Source organism: Chryseobacterium sp. MDT2-18, assembly GCF_030815285.1.
GTDB classification, from domain to species: Bacteria; Bacteroidota; Bacteroidia; order Flavobacteriales; family Weeksellaceae; genus Kaistella; species Kaistella salivictor.
Genome location: NZ_JAUSWQ010000002.1, coordinates 213,632 through 231,764 on the forward strand (window position 1 = coordinate 213,632; position 18,133 = coordinate 231,764).

General features: G+C 37.3%; 17 protein-coding genes. 6 read left to right on the forward strand and 11 right to left on the reverse strand.

All coding sequences use genetic code 11. The annotated features are described in order from the left end of the window. Nucleotides 1-19: 19 nt before the first annotated feature. The 3 genes from QF004_RS02905 to QF004_RS02915 all read right to left on the reverse strand — a co-directional run bounded on the left by QF004_RS02905 (nucleotide 20) and on the right by QF004_RS02915 (nucleotide 3,320). Nucleotides 20-1,858, reverse strand: coding sequence for an ABC transporter ATP-binding protein (locus tag QF004_RS02905; protein WP_307422483.1), 1,839 nt, complete (start codon nucleotides 1,856-1,858; stop codon nucleotides 20-22). A gap of 50 nt (nucleotides 1,859-1,908) precedes the next feature. Next, entirely contained in the window at nucleotides 1,909-2,832 is a 924-nt protein-coding gene (locus tag QF004_RS02910) for a M28 family metallopeptidase (protein ID WP_307422485.1), read from the reverse strand. A gap of 98 nt (nucleotides 2,833-2,930) precedes the next feature. Then, a complete protein-coding gene (locus tag QF004_RS02915) occupies nucleotides 2,931-3,320 on the reverse strand; it encodes a DUF4293 family protein (protein ID WP_307422488.1) in 390 nt (129 codons plus the stop codon). Nucleotides 3,321-3,473: 153 nt separating this feature from the next. On the opposite strand from QF004_RS02915, the gene rho reads away from it, so the two are divergent. After that, nucleotides 3,474-5,342, forward strand: a complete 1,869-nt coding sequence (gene rho / locus QF004_RS02920; protein WP_133439406.1) for a transcription termination factor Rho — start codon at nucleotides 3,474-3,476, stop codon at nucleotides 5,340-5,342. Between the two features lie 168 nt (nucleotides 5,343-5,510). Further along, complete coding sequence (locus tag QF004_RS02925) at nucleotides 5,511-6,107, forward strand: superoxide dismutase (RefSeq protein WP_133439407.1); 597 nt, start codon at nucleotides 5,511-5,513, stop codon at nucleotides 6,105-6,107. Nucleotides 6,108-6,315: 208 nt separating this feature from the next. On the opposite strand, the gene QF004_RS02930 is transcribed toward QF004_RS02925, so the two are convergent. Together QF004_RS02930 and QF004_RS02935 are read right to left on the reverse strand one after the other, a co-directional pair. Beyond that, nucleotides 6,316-6,729: a DUF6146 family protein gene (locus QF004_RS02930; protein ID WP_307422493.1), complete on the reverse strand. Its 414-nt coding sequence runs from the start codon at nucleotides 6,727-6,729 to the stop codon at nucleotides 6,316-6,318. An 81-nt stretch (nucleotides 6,730-6,810) separates the two neighbouring features. Continuing rightward, complete coding sequence (locus tag QF004_RS02935; protein ID WP_307422496.1) at nucleotides 6,811-8,004, reverse strand: endonuclease; 1,194 nt, start codon at nucleotides 8,002-8,004, stop codon at nucleotides 6,811-6,813. Nucleotides 8,005-8,207: 203 nt separating this feature from the next. Here QF004_RS02935 and QF004_RS02940 point away from each other — a divergent pair, with 203 nt between their 5' ends. After that, entirely contained in the window at nucleotides 8,208-11,072 is a 2,865-nt protein-coding gene (locus QF004_RS02940) for a carboxypeptidase-like regulatory domain-containing protein (RefSeq protein WP_307422498.1), read from the forward strand. A gap of 28 nt (nucleotides 11,073-11,100) precedes the next feature. After that, nucleotides 11,101-12,525, forward strand: coding sequence for a DUF5689 domain-containing protein (locus QF004_RS02945; protein ID WP_307422501.1), 1,425 nt, complete (start codon nucleotides 11,101-11,103; stop codon nucleotides 12,523-12,525). A gap of 466 nt (nucleotides 12,526-12,991) precedes the next feature. On the opposite strand, the gene QF004_RS02950 is transcribed toward QF004_RS02945, so the two are convergent. From QF004_RS02950 to QF004_RS02975, 6 genes are all read right to left on the reverse strand, one after another. Next, complete coding sequence (locus tag QF004_RS02950) at nucleotides 12,992-13,462, reverse strand: DUF6702 family protein (RefSeq protein ID WP_307422504.1); 471 nt, start codon at nucleotides 13,460-13,462, stop codon at nucleotides 12,992-12,994. 40 nt (nucleotides 13,463-13,502) lie between these two features. Continuing rightward, the gene (locus tag QF004_RS02955) at nucleotides 13,503-14,261 is read right to left on the reverse strand and encodes a TIGR00730 family Rossman fold protein (RefSeq protein WP_133439413.1); all 759 of its coding nucleotides are present in this window, start codon (nucleotides 14,259-14,261) and stop codon (nucleotides 13,503-13,505) included. A 5-nt stretch (nucleotides 14,262-14,266) separates the two neighbouring features. Beyond that, nucleotides 14,267-14,980 (reverse strand): nucleotidyltransferase family protein, encoded by a 714-nt coding sequence (locus tag QF004_RS02960; protein ID WP_133439414.1) that lies wholly within the window; start codon nucleotides 14,978-14,980, stop codon nucleotides 14,267-14,269. Nucleotides 14,981-15,050: 70 nt separating this feature from the next. Continuing rightward, nucleotides 15,051-15,467: an RNase adapter RapZ gene (locus tag QF004_RS02965; protein ID WP_307422511.1), complete on the reverse strand. Its 417-nt coding sequence runs from the start codon at nucleotides 15,465-15,467 to the stop codon at nucleotides 15,051-15,053. 90 nt (nucleotides 15,468-15,557) lie between these two features. Beyond that, on the reverse strand, nucleotides 15,558-15,962 hold the full coding sequence (locus tag QF004_RS02970; RefSeq protein WP_133441068.1) for a GxxExxY protein: 405 nt from the start codon (nucleotides 15,960-15,962) through the stop codon (nucleotides 15,558-15,560). Between the two features lie 105 nt (nucleotides 15,963-16,067). After that, nucleotides 16,068-17,087 carry an aminoglycoside phosphotransferase family protein gene (locus tag QF004_RS02975; protein WP_307422513.1) on the reverse strand — a complete coding sequence of 340 codons (1,020 nt, stop codon included), beginning with the start codon at nucleotides 17,085-17,087 and terminating at the stop codon, nucleotides 16,068-16,070. Between the two features lie 53 nt (nucleotides 17,088-17,140). Between QF004_RS02975 and xrtF the strand changes: the two genes are divergently transcribed. Both xrtF and QF004_RS02985 read left to right on the forward strand, forming a co-directional pair. Beyond that, complete coding sequence (gene xrtF / locus QF004_RS02980) at nucleotides 17,141-17,683, forward strand: exosortase family protein XrtF (protein WP_133439417.1); 543 nt, start codon at nucleotides 17,141-17,143, stop codon at nucleotides 17,681-17,683. Then, nucleotides 17,670-18,107, forward strand: coding sequence for an exosortase F system-associated protein (locus tag QF004_RS02985; RefSeq protein WP_307422518.1), 438 nt, complete (start codon nucleotides 17,670-17,672; stop codon nucleotides 18,105-18,107). Before xrtF ends, QF004_RS02985 begins: the two co-directional genes overlap by 14 nt. The last annotated feature ends 26 nt before the right edge of the window (nucleotides 18,108-18,133 follow it).

Consider the following 18,133-nt stretch of genomic DNA (forward strand, 5'->3'; position numbering starts at 1 on the left):
GTTTTTTTTTCTCAATTATTTACTCGAAATTCTGTAAATCAACCAGTTTTCTGTAGATTCCGTTTTTTTCGTACAACTCCTGATGAGTTCCCTGCTCTGCGATAATTCCGCGTTCCATTACCACGATCCAGTCTGCTTTTTGAATGGTGGAAAGCCGGTGAGCGATGACCAAAGAAGTTCGGTTTTCCATCATTTTTTCTAAAGCGTCCTGCACAAATCTTTCGCTTTCGGTATCCAAAGCGGAAGTGGCTTCATCCAGAATCATGATTGGAGGGTTTTTCAGAACGGCTCTGGCAATAGAAACCCTTTGTTTTTGTCCGCCGGAAAGTTTGTTTCCGTCGTCACCGATATTGGTGTAATATTTTTCCGGTAAGTTGTTGATAAACTCGTGCGCATTGGCAATTTTCGCGGCTGCCATTACTTCTTCTTCGGTAGCATCGGGTTTTCCCATTAAAATATTATTGAAGACCGAATCATTAAATAAGACCGATTCCTGAGTTACCATCCCTAAAAGGTGTCGGTAATCTTTTACTTTCAAATTTTTAATATTCTCCCCATCCACCAGGATTTCGCCTTCTGAAACATCATAAAAACGCGCTAATAAATTCGCAATCGTTGTTTTTCCCGAACCGGACTGACCGACCAAAGCAACGGTTTTTCCTTTGTAAACAGTCAGGTTGAAATTTTTTAAAATCACATTGTCTTTGTCGTAGTAAAAACCGATATTTTTAAATTCAATTTGATTTTTTAAGGTCGAAATAGGTGTTGGATTTGGGATTTCATCAATCTTCAAATCGTAATCTAAAACTTCAGAAACACGGTCCAAACTCGCCATACCGCCTTGAATAGACGAAAAAGCATTTGATAATTTCTTTGCCGGATCTAATATCTGGAAAAACACACCGATAAATGCAAGGAAAGTTACAGGATCTTTATTCGTTCCGTTGATAATTTCTGTTCCGGCAAACCAGGTGATGATCAGAAGCGTAACGGAACCCAGGAATTCGCTCATTGGGGAGGCCAATTCTCTTCTGCGGCTCATGCCAATCGCATATTTCCGCCAATTGTCAGTAGTCTTATTGAATCTGTTTTTCAGGATTTTATCGGCATTAAAAATTTTAATGACTTTAGAAGATTTCAAGGTTTCATCCACCAAAGAAAACAAATTCCCTAATTCTTCCTGTGATGCAGTTGCATGTCTTTTTAAACTTTTACCGACCCACGCAATGATTAAACCCATAATTGGAAATACCAGCAGCGAAAACAAAGTCAATTGTGGAGAAAGTATAAATAAAGTAATTAATGACGCAATGATCATAAAAGGAGCATTCAGAACATCCACCAAACTTCCCATAATTCCGCTTTCAACGGCACCTATATCATTTGATATTCTCGACATCATATCGCCTTTTCTCTGTTCGGTAAAAAAGGAAACCGGCAGTTTCAGGAATTTATTATACATCGCGGTCCGCAAATCTTTGGTAATCCCGACCCGATAATTCACTAATAGATAGGAACCCAAATACCTGAAAAGATTCCGGAGCAGAAACGCCACTGCGGTAATGCCACAAAGTATTGCTAAAACCTGAATCGCACCATGCTCATTGATGTTGAGCTGGATTTTATAATAAGCCATATCTTTCAGATACGCAAAATAATCCCCGAATTTGCCGCTATAAGCAGGAGCAGTCGTGGTATCAACTTCTTTATCCAGTTTGAATAAAATCCGCAGAATCGGAAGCATGGTTACGATGGAAAAAATCTGTAGTAATGAATAGAGAAGATTAAAAAGAATACTTCCGTAAAGGTATCTTTGATGAGGTTTCGCGATGGAAAGAATACGTTTTAATGGTTTCATTTAGGGGAATTTCGGGAGCAAAATTAAGGAATTTAGAATTGTGATGACCATTAATTAAAATTTACCGTATTATTATAGATTGGTTTAAAGTTTTTCGGAGTTAATTTTTCAACGGTTTTGCCAAAATTATTAATGAGTTGAGTTAGATTATCGAAATCAACAATTTCCAAATCGTCATTCAGTTGGTGATAATGTTTTGCTTTGGACATATCCACGGTGGATAATGAGTGTGCAATTATTTTCTTCTTTACAAAACTTACATTGTCGGAGCGGTAAAAAAGCTTTTGTTTCAGGTACGGATCCGGGTAGATTTTTAAATTGTTCACGGCATTCCCGTTAAAAAGTTCATCGAGGTCAGAAAACCCGTCACCCGTCATATACAATGCATTCGGGCCAAATTGGGAAACCGTTGCAATCATTTCAAAATTAAATAAGGCTGATATATTTTGATGCTGTTCCTGCAGGTTCGGAATATCAACAATCGCTTTGGATCCTTTCATTCCTTTTTCCTCTCCGTTGAATGCAATATACATCAGCGAAAAATCGGTTTTTCCTGTTTTAAAATAATCAGCCAAACCGATGACAGCAGTTACACCGCTTGCATTATCATCAGCACCGTTAAATACTTTATCTTCCGTTTTGTCACTGGTGCCAATGTGATCGAAATGCGCAGAGAACGCGATGGTTTTTTCACTTTCCCCTTTTTTGATTCCACATACATTATATACGACCTTTCCTTTGTATTCAAACGGAACTAAATAAGAATCGCCAAAACAGAAGCTGAGGTTATTTTCTGCGAATTTTTTAGCAATATATAGGGCAGCAGCATCATTTTCCGGCGTTCCGGTTTCGCGGCCTTTCATTTCATCTGAGGCCAGGTGTGACAGGACTTCGATTACTCTTTCCCTTGAAACTTTTTGGGAAAACAATGAGGAGGAAGCGCCGAGTAAAATAAGAAGGAGAAATTTATTCATATTAAATATATTATTGGTTAAAGATAAAAATTTAAATTAAATGATAAAAAAAACAGTCCCCGAAGGAACTGTTTCACTCAAAAAAAATCGTTGTGAGTTTAGCGGAGTCTGTCTACAGATTTTACGAGCCTTTCGTCTTTCCGTATATATACATTTGCGATGAGCAAACATATCATGGATAATAACGGGAAAACAGGCTCAATACCCTTCTCAGGAAAATCGATTCCTCCGGATAAAGTGAGTAGCCAATACGCCAATAAACCGAGCAACAAGGCGTTTATAATTACACTGATGGTATTCAGTTGAATTTGTCTTTTGCGGTTTTTATAACTTAAGATACTGATGCATTGCAAAAGTATGAGCGCAACACACGCTATGGATATAAAAGGGACAGATCTGAAAAGGGAAAAGTCCTGTCCTGTGATCAACAAAAACACGGCGCCTAAAATCGCCAGAAATATCCATACAGTCTGTATTCTCTGTAACATACTAATTTATTCTGGTTACAAAAATAACAATAATTTTTTGCATAATTAAAAAATAAACGTAGATTTGCACTACAAATGTCCTATAAAAGAAAAGTCACCCGACCTAGCTTTCTCACTTACAATTACTTATAAATTACTTTTTGCGTAACATTTATGTTCAACATTGAAACATTAAGGTCAAAATCCAATGCAGATTTGACTAAAATCACAAGCGATCTGGGCGTTAAAATTGCTAAAAATAGCTCTGAAAACGATAAGATTTTTGCTATTTTGGATTTTCAAGCATCCAATACAAAAGTAGTGAAAGATTACTACAGCGCGACAGAAACTCCTATGAATAAAGAAGAACCAAAAACTCCGGCACCCAAAAAGCCAGCAGTTAAAAAACCAACTCCGAAAAAGAAAGTAGAAAAACCTGTAGAGGATTCTGCCGAAACTCAGAAAGAAGAACCTAAAGAAGTTCCTGCGAAAAATTCTGAGGATATAAAAGAAGTTCCTGTGAAGGCCGAAGCGGAAAAGAGCGCTGAACATTCAGAAACTGACCAGCCTAAAGCAGCAGCTCAGATTCAACAGAAGAAAAAAAGACAACGTGTCGCTCCGCCAAAAACGGAGACTGAAAATACAGAAAAAGAAGTGGTTGCAGAAGCCGAAACTCCGATAGAAGCCAAGCCAGAACCACCTAAAAATCAAAACTCCAATCCCAACTCATCCGGAAACGGAAATCCAAATCAAAACGGAAATCCAAACCAAAATCAGTCAGGCAACGGAAATCCAAATCAGGGCGGAAACCCAAATAAACAACCGCAGCACCAGCACAAGAATCCCAATCAGCATAAAAATCCGAACCAAAATAAAAATCAACAAAGCGGTGAATCCAACGAAGAGCCTGCCAGAAAAGAATTTAATTTTGACGGAATGGTCACCATTGAAGGCGTACTGGAAATCCTTCCGGACAACTACGGTTTCCTGCGTTCCTCCGATTTTTCCTATATTTCTTCTCCAGACGATGTGTATGTATCGACGAACCAGATTAGAAATTATGCTTTAAAAACAGGAGACACCGTAAAAGGAATTGTAAGATTACCGAAAGAAGGTGAAAAATATTTCTCCTTATTAAAACCTACAGAAGTTAACGGCAGAGATCTCGAGTTTATTAAAGACCGCGTTGCTTTCGAATTTTTAACGCCTCTTTTCCCGGAAGAAAAATTTAATTTAACGGGGAAAAACGCGACACCTTCTACCAGAATTGTTGATTTATTTACACCGATTGGAAAAGGTCAGCGAGCAATGATTGTAGCGCAACCGAAAACGGGTAAAACAATGTTGCTGAAAGAAATTGCAAATTCAATTTCAGCCAATCATCCGGAAGCTTATATGATGATTTTACTCATCGATGAAAGACCGGAAGAGGTAACCGATATGGAAAGAAGTGTCAATGCGGAAGTAATCGCTTCTACATTTGATGAGCCAGCTGAAAAACACGTAAAAGTGGCGAATTTGGTTTTATCGAAAGCACAGAGAATGGTGGAATGCGGGCATGATGTCGTTATTTTACTGGATTCTATCACGCGTTTGGCGAGAGCTTACAATACGGTAACTCCGGCTTCAGGGAAAATTTTATCGGGTGGAGTTGATGCCAATGCTTTGCACAAACCGAAAAGGTTCTTTGGAGCCGCCAGAAATATTGAAGGCGGTGGTTCATTAACCATTATTGCAACAGCACTGATTGACACTGGTTCTAAAATGGATGAAGTGATTTTCGAAGAGTTTAAAGGAACCGGAAATATGGAACTGCAACTCGACCGAAAAATTGCCAACAAAAGAATTTACCCGGCTATTGATTTAACTTCTTCCAGTACAAGAAGAGATGATTTACTTTTAGAAGACACCGTTCAGCAAAGAATGTGGATTTTAAGAAAATATTTGGCCGATATGAACCCGGTAGAAGCGATGGAATTTGTCAACAGAAGTATTAAGCAGACTTTGAATAATGAAGAGTTCTTAATGTCTATGAACAGATAAAAAAACAGAATTATCTTTTAAAGGTGATTTAAATAAATAAAAACCGTTTTTCGAAACGGTTTTTTTGTTGCTGTCAATGTTAAAGATTTATTAAAGTAATCCGGCCTTTTTGGAATTGGTCTAAATAATGGTTAAATTTGGGATATTAACATTTAATACAATAAAATTATGTCATTCGAATTACCAAAATTAGGATACGCGTACGACGCACTGGAGCCCACTATTGATGCAAAAACAATGGAAATCCACTACACAAAACACCATCAGGCTTATATTGACAACCTCAATAAAGCAATTGCAGGAACAGATTTAGAGGGAAAATCTATCGAAGAAATCTGTAAAACCGGAACAGATAAAATGGCGGTGAGAAATAATGGCGGTGGTCATTTCAACCATTCCCTTTTCTGGGAAATCCTGACTCCAGGAGGCAGCAAAGAACCGGTAGGAAATGTAAAAGCTGCAATCGACGCTTATGGTGGTTTTGAGAAATTCAAAACTGATTTCTCTGAAGCAGCAAAAACAAGATTCGGTTCAGGCTGGGCTTGGTTGTGTAAAAAAGCAGATGGATCGGTAGCTGTTTGTTCTTCGCCGAATCAGGATAACCCGCTAATGCCTGTCGCAGATTGCCAGGGAGTACCGGTTTTGGGAATTGATGTTTGGGAACACGCTTATTATTTGCATTATCAAAACAGAAGACCAGATTATATCTCAGCATTTTTTGACATTGTAAACTGGGATAAAGTAGAAGAAAAATTCAATAAGTAGATTGAAATAATCCGATAAAAAAAGTTCAGAATTTTCTGAACTTTTTGTTTTTTTTGGATATGAACCTTTCGTAATTCATTTTCTTTCAGCAGAACTTTCGGATTTCCGCTGGCTTTTGGGGCAACAGTTTTATTGGGCTAAAGGATTTCAAATCAAGTCGGGTTTCCTAATTGCCTTTTTTAATAATTTATTCTTAGACGCATGGAAATTAATCAGTTGCGCCTAATCCATTTAATTTCAAACCGTATTTCCATTTTACAAAGGCGAAAACCTGATAGAGTTTGTATTCGAATTTCAGCCCGTAATCAATGTTGGGATCATAATCAATAGAAGATTCAATGATGTTTCTGTAGCGGCCGGCGAAATAATAGGAATTCCATTCGCTGACCAGAAATTGGTTTTTAGTCTTCAGATAAGTTTCAGAATACATATTCATCGGTTTGGCAATTGCACTGATATAATAGTTCCATTGGCCGTCAAGAACTTCCAGATCATATTCACCATCTTCGTTTTTCTGCGCTTGGATTGGAGCATTGTCTTTATTCTGATTGGCAGCATTATTTTGGGTCGAGCAACTTAAAGTGAGCATCAGAATACTAAGGAGAAATATTAGTTTTTTCATTGGAATGTTTTTTATTAGATCATCAAATTTACAGCCAAAAAAACCGTTTCGAAAAACGGTTTTATATTATTTTAGATTTTATTAATTAGCTTCTCGCTGCACGACCACAAATGCGGGGAAGTGGTCACTATAGCCGCCGGTAAACTTGTCGCCATTCCAGGAACGCAAAGGATAGCCTTTCCAGTTCCCTTCTCTGTTGATGAGGTAAGGAGGGGCAAATACTTCGGTTTTATAGACGGAATATTCCTTTCCTACCTGGTCAGAAATCAGATTTCCTGAAACGATTATTTGGTCAAATAAATTCGGGGCGTCCTGGTATGCCAGTGAAGCAACTCCCTTTTTATACAAAGGATACATCAGGTTTAAGTAAGGCATTTCGGGGCTCACGTCTTTTGGAGCCCATGCTGCTTTCAAATGGTTTTTTAAACTGGAGCTTACTGGATCATCATTAAAATCTCCCATTGCAAATAGTTTGGTGGAAGGATCTTTTAATCTAATGCTGTCCATCTGCTGTTTCAGTACTACTGCCGCTGCATTTCTTGCAGGTAATGAACGGGCTTCGCCGCCACTTCTTGATGGCCAGTGATTCATAAAAACTGCGATTTTCTCATTATCCAGAAAGCCGGTAACGACCAATACATCTCTGGTGTAAGATCTTTTTCCGTCATAATAGATTTTCACTTCTTTCTTTAAAGAATTGGTCGGTGTAAATCTTCTTTTTTGATAGATCAGTGCTACGTCAATTCCTCTTGCGTCATAAGTATTGTAATGGATAATTCCGTAATCGTATTTGGCAAGGGCAGGCTGTTTAATCAGATCTTCGATCACCTGTCTGTTTTCAACTTCAATTAAACCTACAATTACAGGTGCAGATTTGGTGTATTGAGCGCCCATTTCCGAGATGACTTTTGCCTCATTCGCTAATTTAATCTTGTAGTTTTTTGTGTTCCAGTTTTTTGGACTGTTTGCAGTAAAGTCATCAGCAAGAATTTGCTTGCGGACTACTTTTTTTCCTTTTAGCAAAGCGTCGCTCCACTCACCACGATATTCTTCTGTGGTTTCTAAGTATTTTAAAGAATCCAGAGGCACGCTTCGGTGGAAAGCTGGGTTGCTGATGTCTTTGGTCCCATCAATATAGTCTGCAGACGCTATGGTATCCCAAAGATTTTCAACATTTAAAAAGCCGATAGTAGCCACTTTTCTTAATTGACCTTTCTGTTGACCGAAAGAAATACAGAATGTGACTAAGCATAAAAAACATACAATTTTTTTCATTATAACTAATAATTATATTATTTGGGCAAAGTTAGTAATAAATTATATTTGGGCGGCGAAATTTTTTATACTACTAATTTTTATCACAAATGTAATCGAAAATGTGTTAAAAAAATGTAAAGTAATATATTTATGTCTAAATTTGCGTTAATTAATTTAGTGAATTGATTTTTAGATTCAAAAAGCAAAAACAAATTATAAACATGATTAAAAAACTATCTTTAATCTCTATGTTTACATTGCTTCCAGCGTCTTTTTATTTTGCACAAACTACGGTTTATGCTTATTTGAAAGACGGAGATGGGAAGCCAGTGGAAAATGCAGAGATTGATTTAAAGGGCTCTGGCAATGATGTGAAGGCTGATAAAATTGGGTATTTCCAATTTGTCGATCTAGGAACGGGTCATTACCAAATTGTCATTTCCAAACCCAATTTCGAAACGAAAGTGATGGAGTTTGATGTCAGTAATGAAAAAAGAAAGGATTTGGGCGTTATTACGCTTTATTCTAATTTAACTGCTGCGGATCAAGGTCTTGCCATTATTGAAAGTAGTGGTGACGAAGAAAACACCAGCCAATCGACGACAGTAGGTTTATTGCAATCATCTCAGGATGTTTTCAGTAGAATTGCTGCTTTTGATCTGGGGGCTTACTGGTTCCGGCCAAGAGGCATCGATGGAAGATCTGGAGAAACCATGATGAACGGTGTTTCTATGGTGAAATCTGATAACGGAAATGTAGATTTCGGAAACTGGGGTGGACTGAATGAGATCACCCGATATCCTGAAATTTCTGCCAATCACGCGCCTTCTGAGTATGCATTTGGTGGTGCAAGTTCTGTTATTTATAAAAACACCAATGCAAGTGAATACCGCAAAGGATTCCAGGCAACCTATTCTTTAACCAACCGAAATTACAGAAACAGAGCGTCATTGCGTTACAGTTCGGGAATGAATAAAAACGGATGGGCTTTTACTGCAATGGCGGCAAGAAGATGGGCTCAGGAAGGAATTCAGGAAGGAACTTCTTATGACGCTTTGGGAGGATTCTTAGGAATTGAGAAAAAATTCAATGATTCCCATACCCTCACTTTCAATGCTTTTGCTGCGCCTTACAGAAGATCTACTTCAAGTCCGAGTACTCAGGAAGTGTATGATTACAGAGGGGTTCACTATAATTCCTACTGGGGATGGCAAGATGGCAAAAAAAGAAATGAAAGAGTAAAATCTGGTTTTCAGCCTATTTTCCAAATGCAGGATTTCTGGAAAATTAATGATAAATCAAGTCTTCGAACCGCTGTCTCCTATCAGTTTGGTAAAGACAAAGGATCAAGACTAGACTGGCAGGGAGTTCAAAATCCATCGCCTAGCTATTACCGATACTTACCAAGTTATTACGACTCCCTGGATCCTAATGCATCAGTTGATGTTCCCGAAGGCGGAGTGGCTACCACAGCACAACAGGCTTATCAGGAAACTTTAGCTGGTTGGCAAAATGGAGATCCTACCTATACGCAGTTAAACTGGGATGCTTTGTACAGAAGAAATATGAACCAACCAGCTGGAACTTATTATGGAGCAACAGGTAAACGAGCATTGTATTTCCAGGTGAATGATGTGAGTGATGACAAAATATTCAATGCAGGAACGCATTATGTATATGATTTTAACCCGACCACTAAGTTCTTGTTAAACGTATCTTATGAAAATTACAAATCAGAATTATACCGGGAAGTAAAAGATCTTTTAGGTGCTGATTTTGCATTAAACAAAGATCCGTTTGCAGCGACTAATCAACCAGGTACCAGCGGACTTTATAATGAAGGTGAAACCGACGTTGCAAAAAAAGTAGGAGATAAAATTAATTACGACTATAACTTCTCAAGACAGGAGGTGAAAGTGAATCCAGGATTGAAATTCCAGGCTGGTAAATTTGACGTATTTGTTTCTGGTTTAGCCGGATATTCTACTTCCTCTAGAGAAGGTCTTTACCACAATTATCTGTACAAAGATTCATTTGGAAAAAGCCAGGATTATAATTTCTGGAATTTCGGTCTGAAAGGACAGGTGATTTATAAAGTCGATGGTAGAAATTTCATCGTGTACAACGGAGCTTATTTTTCCCAGGCGCCTTTCTTAGAGGATATCTTCATGAATCCAAGAGTTAATGCTTCTGTAACACCGAATATTAAAAATACCATCATTAATGCTAATGATTTGAGTTATGTAATGAGCACACCGTTCTTCAAAATGAGATTGACCGGTTATTTGGTAGATACTCAAAATGAAACCAGTGTTCAAAGATTCTTTGCCGATGGAATTCAGCTGCAGTCAGCGGGACAGGACGGAACAGTTGCGAATGTACAAAGTGCTTTCGTAACCCAGATCATGTCTAATCTAGAGAAAAGAAATTTGGGTGCAGAATTAGGTGTTGACATTAAAATCTTACCGACTTTGTCTATCCAAGGTTTGGCAAGTATCGGTCAGTTTACCTATGAAAATGATCCCAATGTTTATTTTACATCAGACGCGGCAGGAACTTTCGAGAACGGGAAATCTTATCTTGATTTAGGCAAGGCTTATTTAAAAGATTATAAACAAGGTGGAACGCCACAACAGGGTTATTCATTAGGTTTCAGATATAATTCACCGAAATATTGGTGGTTTGGTGCCAACTGGAATTATTTAGATCAAAACTTCTTAGATCCGTCTGCATTATTAAGAACAGAAAGATTTGTTCAGAATCCTGTGACCGGAACTCCTTATGCAGGTCTTGATGAAGCTGAACTGAGAAATGTATTGGCTCCGCACAGACTTCCTTCTGCTTATTTCCTCAATGCCAATGTTGGTAAATCATGGAGATTGGGTACGTATTACTTATTGCTCACCGCATCTGTAAATAACATTCTGGATAACACCAAATATATTACAGGAGGTTTCGAGCAAACACGAAGAGTAACTTATCCGGGATATGTGGAAGAGAATAACAGAGAGTTCCCATTATTCGGACCGAAATACTGGTACACTCAAGGAAGATCATATTTCGTAAATGTTCAAGTTAGATTTTAATAATAATCAGAATTTTAAAAACAATAAAATGAATTTTAAACAATATTTTAAAACCGCTTTTGTAGTTGCTGTATCGGCACTTGCAGTAAGCTCTTGTGTAAATAATGATGATTGGGATACGCCGCCGATTAATTGTCAAAATAAATTTGATGCTGCAAATATCTCGATGGCCGATTTCAAAGCCAAGGCACCATCAACAGGTTATTTATTAATTAAAGACGATCTTATTTTTGACGCATATGTCGTTTCATCTGACGAAAATGGAAATTTCTACAAAACCATTTCTTTCCAGGATAAACCGGAAAATCCGACTGCAGGTTTGCAAATGGAAGTAGACAGAGCAAGTAATTATGCAGATTTCCCTGTGGGAACGCATATCAGAATTAATGCTAAAGGTTTACGGTTAGGTTTAGATCGTGGTTCCGTGAAAATCGGTTCTGTAGATCCTAACTTCGCAATCGGGAGAATTCCGGGAGCATTATTTTCAAGATATATTTCGGCAGTTTGCAATGGAAATACGATGGATATCGTCACCATCAAACCTACTGCATTACCAGGTTTAAGCGCTGCAATGCAGGACAAATACATCAATACTTTGGTGACTGTGCCTAATGTACAGTTTAATATTGCCGACCTGTATCCGGTTAACAAAGCATATATTGAGTATGTTGCAGGCGCTGGCGTAGATACCGACAGAAAAATTGAAGACGCCATTGGCGGATCTACTGTTCTGAGAAGTTCAGGTTTTGCAAGTTACGGAGCGAGTCTTCTACCTAAAGGCAGCGGCAGTTTGACTTTTGTTGTAAGCAAATATAATTCAGGTTATCAAATGTTAATCAGAAGCCTGAATGACGTCAATATTCCACCAACAGGAACAAGGTTCAACCCGAATCCACCAAAAGGAGGTACAGATATCACCTATCCTTCTACTTTCACGGAAAATTTTGAAAGTTACCCTGCAAATACAGCCGCACCGTACTTTAACACTTTCCCAAAATACATCAATGATGCCGTTTTAGGGGTAAGAAATTGGGAAATAAGAACTTTCTCGAGCAATAAGTATATTCAGCTGACGTCTTTTGGAGCAACAACTTCAAACAATTCGGGAACTACCGCGGTTGAGACCTTTTTTATCGTACCGGTAAACTTCACTCCAGGTAAAAAACTTTCATTTGATGTGAATGTAGGTTCTTTTAACGGAGCTGCTTTGAAAGTATATACCTCAACCAATTATAAACCATTGGGAGATGTAACTTCTGCTACCTTAACAGATATTACCACCAACTTTACACTTCCTGTATTGCCTACTTCAGGTTACGGAACCTTGGCGCCAGCTGGAAGCTATGTGTTCCCTGCAGGTTTGTCAGGTAACGGTTTTATTATGTTTAAATATACTGGAAACGGAGCTGGTGTAACTACAACCATCCAGTTAGATAATATCAAAGTAGAGTAAGAATAAGTCTTTCTATCATGTAATGATGTCAATCCGCCTTTTCACAAAGGCGGATTTTTTTTTGAGATTTCTGATGTTAGTATTAAATTCTTTGTTTTAAAACATATCCGGCAACGTAATAAAAATTGGGAAGAACGAATTTTATACTCTTTTTATTCAATGAACTTTCTGCTTTAAAAGATGAATCAAAAAATGGACTTTAATCATCATTAAAAACCAGTTTAAGCCAATTTACGGCTGGCATTCATTTACCTTACCTGAAATCTTTCCCGAACAGAACGGAAGGATTAAAACAGTCTTGGTACAATTCCGTAATTTGGCGCAGGTTGGGATAAAAAATCTATTGATGACAAGATCATATATTGTTGTCTTACGCACTGGGAACAACAGAAATATTTGCTGTAATTCAAATAAAAAAATCCGTCTCAATTGAATTGAAACGGATTATATTTTGAAATGATTTTTTTTAAAAACTCACTTCATTCACTTCCTTACCTCTTTGAAAATTCATGGTCCGCTGATTTCCTTTGTACGCGATATTAACCAGATTAAACTGTTTTGGGAAAGAACTCAGCAGAATTGTATTTTTGATTCTGATGGTGCTGATTTCCGATATCCCGTTTGCTTCAAAATATACCCAGACTGATTCCCCGTTAACCTGACTCCCTGTAAAAGTCAGCGTTTTTGGGCTTCCATTCACGTATAAATCAAAATTGTTATTCACGTATCTTTTAACCTCTGCTTCAAAGCCTGCAGTGTTGGGATTTATTTTGATGGCGTCGGATATATGAGCGGTATTTAATTTCGTGGTAAATTTCAATGTTTTACTTGCTTCGAGGTAATCTACTTTTGTCATTGATGAATAAAAGTCTGCAACCGCAAAACTCATCAGGAGCATCAATGCAAAAATCCAGGAAATATATAAATGCTTTTTCATTTCATTATTTGTAATTAAATATTCTCAAATATAGTGCCAATTAAAAGTTGACGTTCACCTGATATTTGTCGTAAAACGCCTTTATATGGGCAACCGCGTCTTCTGCTGTGTCTACAACCCGATACAGGCTCAGATCTTCTTCAGAAATCATTCCGTTTTCTAATAAGGTATTTTTAAACCATTCCAGTAAGCCTGCCCAAAATTTTGAACCAACCAGCACAATCGGAAATCTGCCGATTTTATTGGTTTGAATTAAAGTGATGGCTTCCATTAATTCATCAAGAGTCCCAAAACCGCCCGGCATCACGATAAAGCCTTGAGAATATTTCACAAAAATTACTTTTCTGACAAAAAAGTAATCAAAATCAATGCTCAAGCCTTTGTCAATATAAGGATTAAAATGCTGTTCAAAAGGCAATTCGATATTAAGACCGATGGATTTCCCACCTCCTTTTCTGGCGCCTTTATTTCCTGCTTCCATGATTCCCGGTCCGCCGCCGGTGATGACTCCAAATCCTATTTCTGTAATTTTCTCTGCAATATCTACAGCGAGATCATAGTGAGCATCAGTGGTTTTCATTCGGGCTGAACCAAAAATCGAAACGCAGGGTCCTATTTTGGCCATGCGTTCGTACCCGTCTACAAATTCGGCCATGATTTTAAAAACCATCCAGCTGTCTTTGGTGATGGTTTCGTCCCAGGTTTTTTCTTTAAAGGAATTCTGTACTTTTTGGTCTATTTCGAATTCGTTTCCTGCAACTATTCTTGTTGTACCTTTTCCTCTTTTTATTTTGCTCATCAGATTTACTTAAAAATTTTTTCTGCTTCAATGACTGATTCTGGCCTTCCCACATCGATGATTGTAGCTGAGTGTTCGTAACCGTGGATACTTTCATTGCTCATTAAATCCAGGTACTCTTCCATAATCGAAAATTTTCCGGTTCTTTTTATTTTGTTAAAGATTTCTGGATTTACACAATGAATTCCACTGAAAGCCAAAGGCTTAAAACCTTTATTGAATTCCGCCAGCCGTTGTTCGCCAGATTCTACATTTAACCAACCTTTCAAGATCATTTCTGCATTGAAAAGCAGTTTTCGCGAACTTTTACGGTCGGAAACCGCTAAAGTAGCAAAATCTTTTTGGTCCTGATGGTATTCTACGAAAAGATTTAAATTTAAATCCGTTAAGATGTCAGCATTCATTATGAGGAAGTCTTCACCATGATCCAGAAACTTTCTTGCAAAAACCAATCCACCGCCTGTTTCCAAAAGCTGATCTTTCTCATCTGAAACTTCAATATTTGAATTGAAATCATCGTTTTTCTTTAAAAATTCAGAAATCTGCTCCCCAAAATGATGAATATTAATAACGAAATCATTAATCCCAAAACTTTGTAAATATTTGATATTTCTCTCTAATAAAGGAACACCGTTAACCAAAGCCAAAGCTTTTGGGTGATGATCGGTAAAAGGTTTTAGCCGGGTTCCTTTTCCCGCTGCGAAAATAAGTGCTTTCATTTTTATAAATAATCAACAATGAGGAATGAGGAATGAGGAATGAGTAATAAAGCAGATTGCTCATTACCCATTACTTATACTCATGGTTTAGCTGAGGTTGTTCGTCGTGATTAAGTGTGATCGTTGTTTGCGGATATTTCTTCCGAATGAATTCCGCGGTCTTTTCTGCCGCATACACCGAGCGGTGCTGCCCGCCGGTACAGCCAAAATTGATCTGAAGATGATCAAAATCCCGACCGATATAATTATCGATATTAATGGAAACGATATTTTTCACGAGTTCCAAAAAATCAGGCATTTCGGTTTTTGTTTCCAAATAATCCTGAACACCGGTATCGCAACCGGTTTGTGTTTTATATTCTTCCACTCTGCCGGGATTCAAAATGCCGCGGCAGTCAAAGTCAAAACCGCCGCCATTACCTGAATTGTCTTTTGGGATTCCTCCCTTTTTATACGAAAAACTGTGTATTTCTATTGTTAGAGCCATTTTTTATTAAATTAATAATTTGCAATTTAACCATTAAGATTTAATTAAGAGATTAAGATTCATTAAGTTATTTTTGACTTGTCAAAAATATTAATCTGGGAGTTCATTAAAATATTCGTTAACAAATGGCTTCATCGATTTTGTAATGTTAGTGGTAAAGAAATTGATCAGTAGGCCCTGAGGCTTTTTTAAAACTTTCATATAAGTGAGAAGTTGCGCCTGATGCACAGGTAGGATTTCTTCCTGAGCTTTAATTTCTATAACGATGCAGTTATTTACTAATAAATCAACGATGAGTTTGGTATTCATTTCCACTCCATCATAAGTGATTGGAACAATCAATTGTTGTTTTACTTCATAACCGTTTTTTAATAATTCATATTTCAAACATTCTTCATAAATAGATTCTAATAATCCTGGACCCAGATTATTATGAACTTTAATCGCTAATCCTACAATTTCATAAGATAATTGCGTAACCTCCTTTTTTGTCATCATGTTAACGTTTTTAAATACATTTTCATATTAAAAATTCCCCGGTGGAAAATACCTTAATTTTCTTAATTCCTTCATTAACCTTAATGGTAAATTGCCTACATTTTATTCTTTTAAAATTATCTGCTGGATTTTCTGTTTAGTTTCTGCAGAATTCAGTTGATCAATAAGTTTCTTCAATTCCGGATATTCTTCCATTTCCTGCCAGTTTTCCGAAAATTGATAAATGTTTTCAATGCCCTTATCGATGCTCAGTATGAAATGTTCTTTTCTCTGAATCAATCCACGGAAACCGTAAGCACCCAGAACCTGCAGGAACCGGATAAGCTGAATCGGTTTTGCCGAGTCTTTTAGTTGAAGCGCTTTTTCTTCATTCCAAAAGGAGAAATAATAGGTAAGCATTTCATTTTTAAAATCGGTTGGGAAATTGGCTTTTGCCTGAAAGAGGAACGAGATTACATCATACATCAGCGGTCCTTTCATTGCCGCCTGATAATCGATAAAAAAGATTTCATCCTGATGATTCACCATAATGTTTCTGGCCTGAAAATCGCGCATCATCAATCCTTTTGGCTCCATGTTTTCTATTTTCGAAACCAGTTGTTTAAATTCCAGTAACAGAGAAGATTTGTGATAAGGAATTTCTAAAACATCGGCGATGAAACTTTTGAAATAAAATAAATCGCTTGTAATCGGCAATTCACCATAGTTTTCATATTCAAAAGTTTTTGAATAATCGATTTGATTTTCAGTTTTGAGCTGAACTTCTGCGAGTTGGTGAAGTGTTTTTTTAATTAAAGTTTTCACTCTTTCGGTCAAACCTTCTTTCCCGATGATTTCTGATAAAGTTTGCTCCCCAACAAATTCCTGAATATACAGATTACGGTCTTCGGAAATTTTCAATACTTTCGGAGCCTTCACATTTAAGTTAGAAAATAGATCGGAGAAATAATAAAAACTTTCGTTCTCACGACTGTTTTCGTTGAAGGTAATAATATATTTTCCGCCGGAACTTTTGCCTACAAAATTAATTCTTGCAGATCCACTTTGGGCCAATATAAAAAACTCTTGAGCAGATTCTCCGGTATATTTTTCGAAAAAATCTTTTGCGTTTTGATCAGTCATACTTTTACAAAGATAAGTAAAAACGTATTTTAGAAAACAGTATATTTGTTGTTATGTTCAATGACTTCAAGCCGGTTCTGAAAATTCTTCTGCGTTTCATCATTTTGTATGTGGTGATGGTTTTGGGCTATCAGTTTTATCTCAATGGATTCAAAAATGCGGGCTTAGATGCTTTCTCGACGTGGGTGATGACGCAGGTTGATTTTCTGCAGAATCTACTCGGATATCCATCGGAAATGATTGCAGGAAAGCCGCAACAGGAAACCACGTGGTTCTTTGTGAGTGGCCAATATGTTTCGCGCATGGTTGAAGGCTGCAACGCAATTTCGGTGATGATTTTGTTTTTGGCTTTTATCTTTGCTTTTTACGAAGGATTCAAAACTTTTATATTTGCTGCATTAGGAGTCGTTTTCCTTCACATTATGAATGTTTTGCGTATCGTCGGTCTGAATATCGTACTGGTGGAGCATCCCCGATATTCTAAAATCGCCCATGATTATTTCTTCCCGGCAATTATTTACGGAAGTGTTGTGCTGCTCTGGTTAATCTGGATTAAATTTTACGCCCTAAAAGACGCTGAAAATGAAAGTACTTAACTGGATTTGGGTCGCAATGGCGGTGTTGGGTTTAATTGCGGTCAGGGTTGTAGAAAGGGAAATCTTTTATGATCCTTTTCAGGCCTTTTTTCATCTGGCCAATAAGCATGCTTCCTTTCCGGATTTTGAATGGTTCCCTTTAATTCTGAATTATTTTTTTAGGTTTTCTTTAAATTTAATTTTTTCCGCCGCCGCAGTTTATTTGATTTTTAAAAATAAAAAGTGGACTTTACAGGCGGTCGTTTTGATGGTGATTGTTTTTGCAATTACCTTTCCCATCTATCTTTACTGTATTCATACAAAATTTGAAATCGGATATCTTTTTTCTTTTTATATGAGAAGATTCGTTATTCAGCCTTTAATTTTGCTGTTGATCATTCCCTTGTTTTATTACCGTGCGCACATTCAAAAATTGAATTTGTAATGATGATAATCTTAAACAATGTTTTT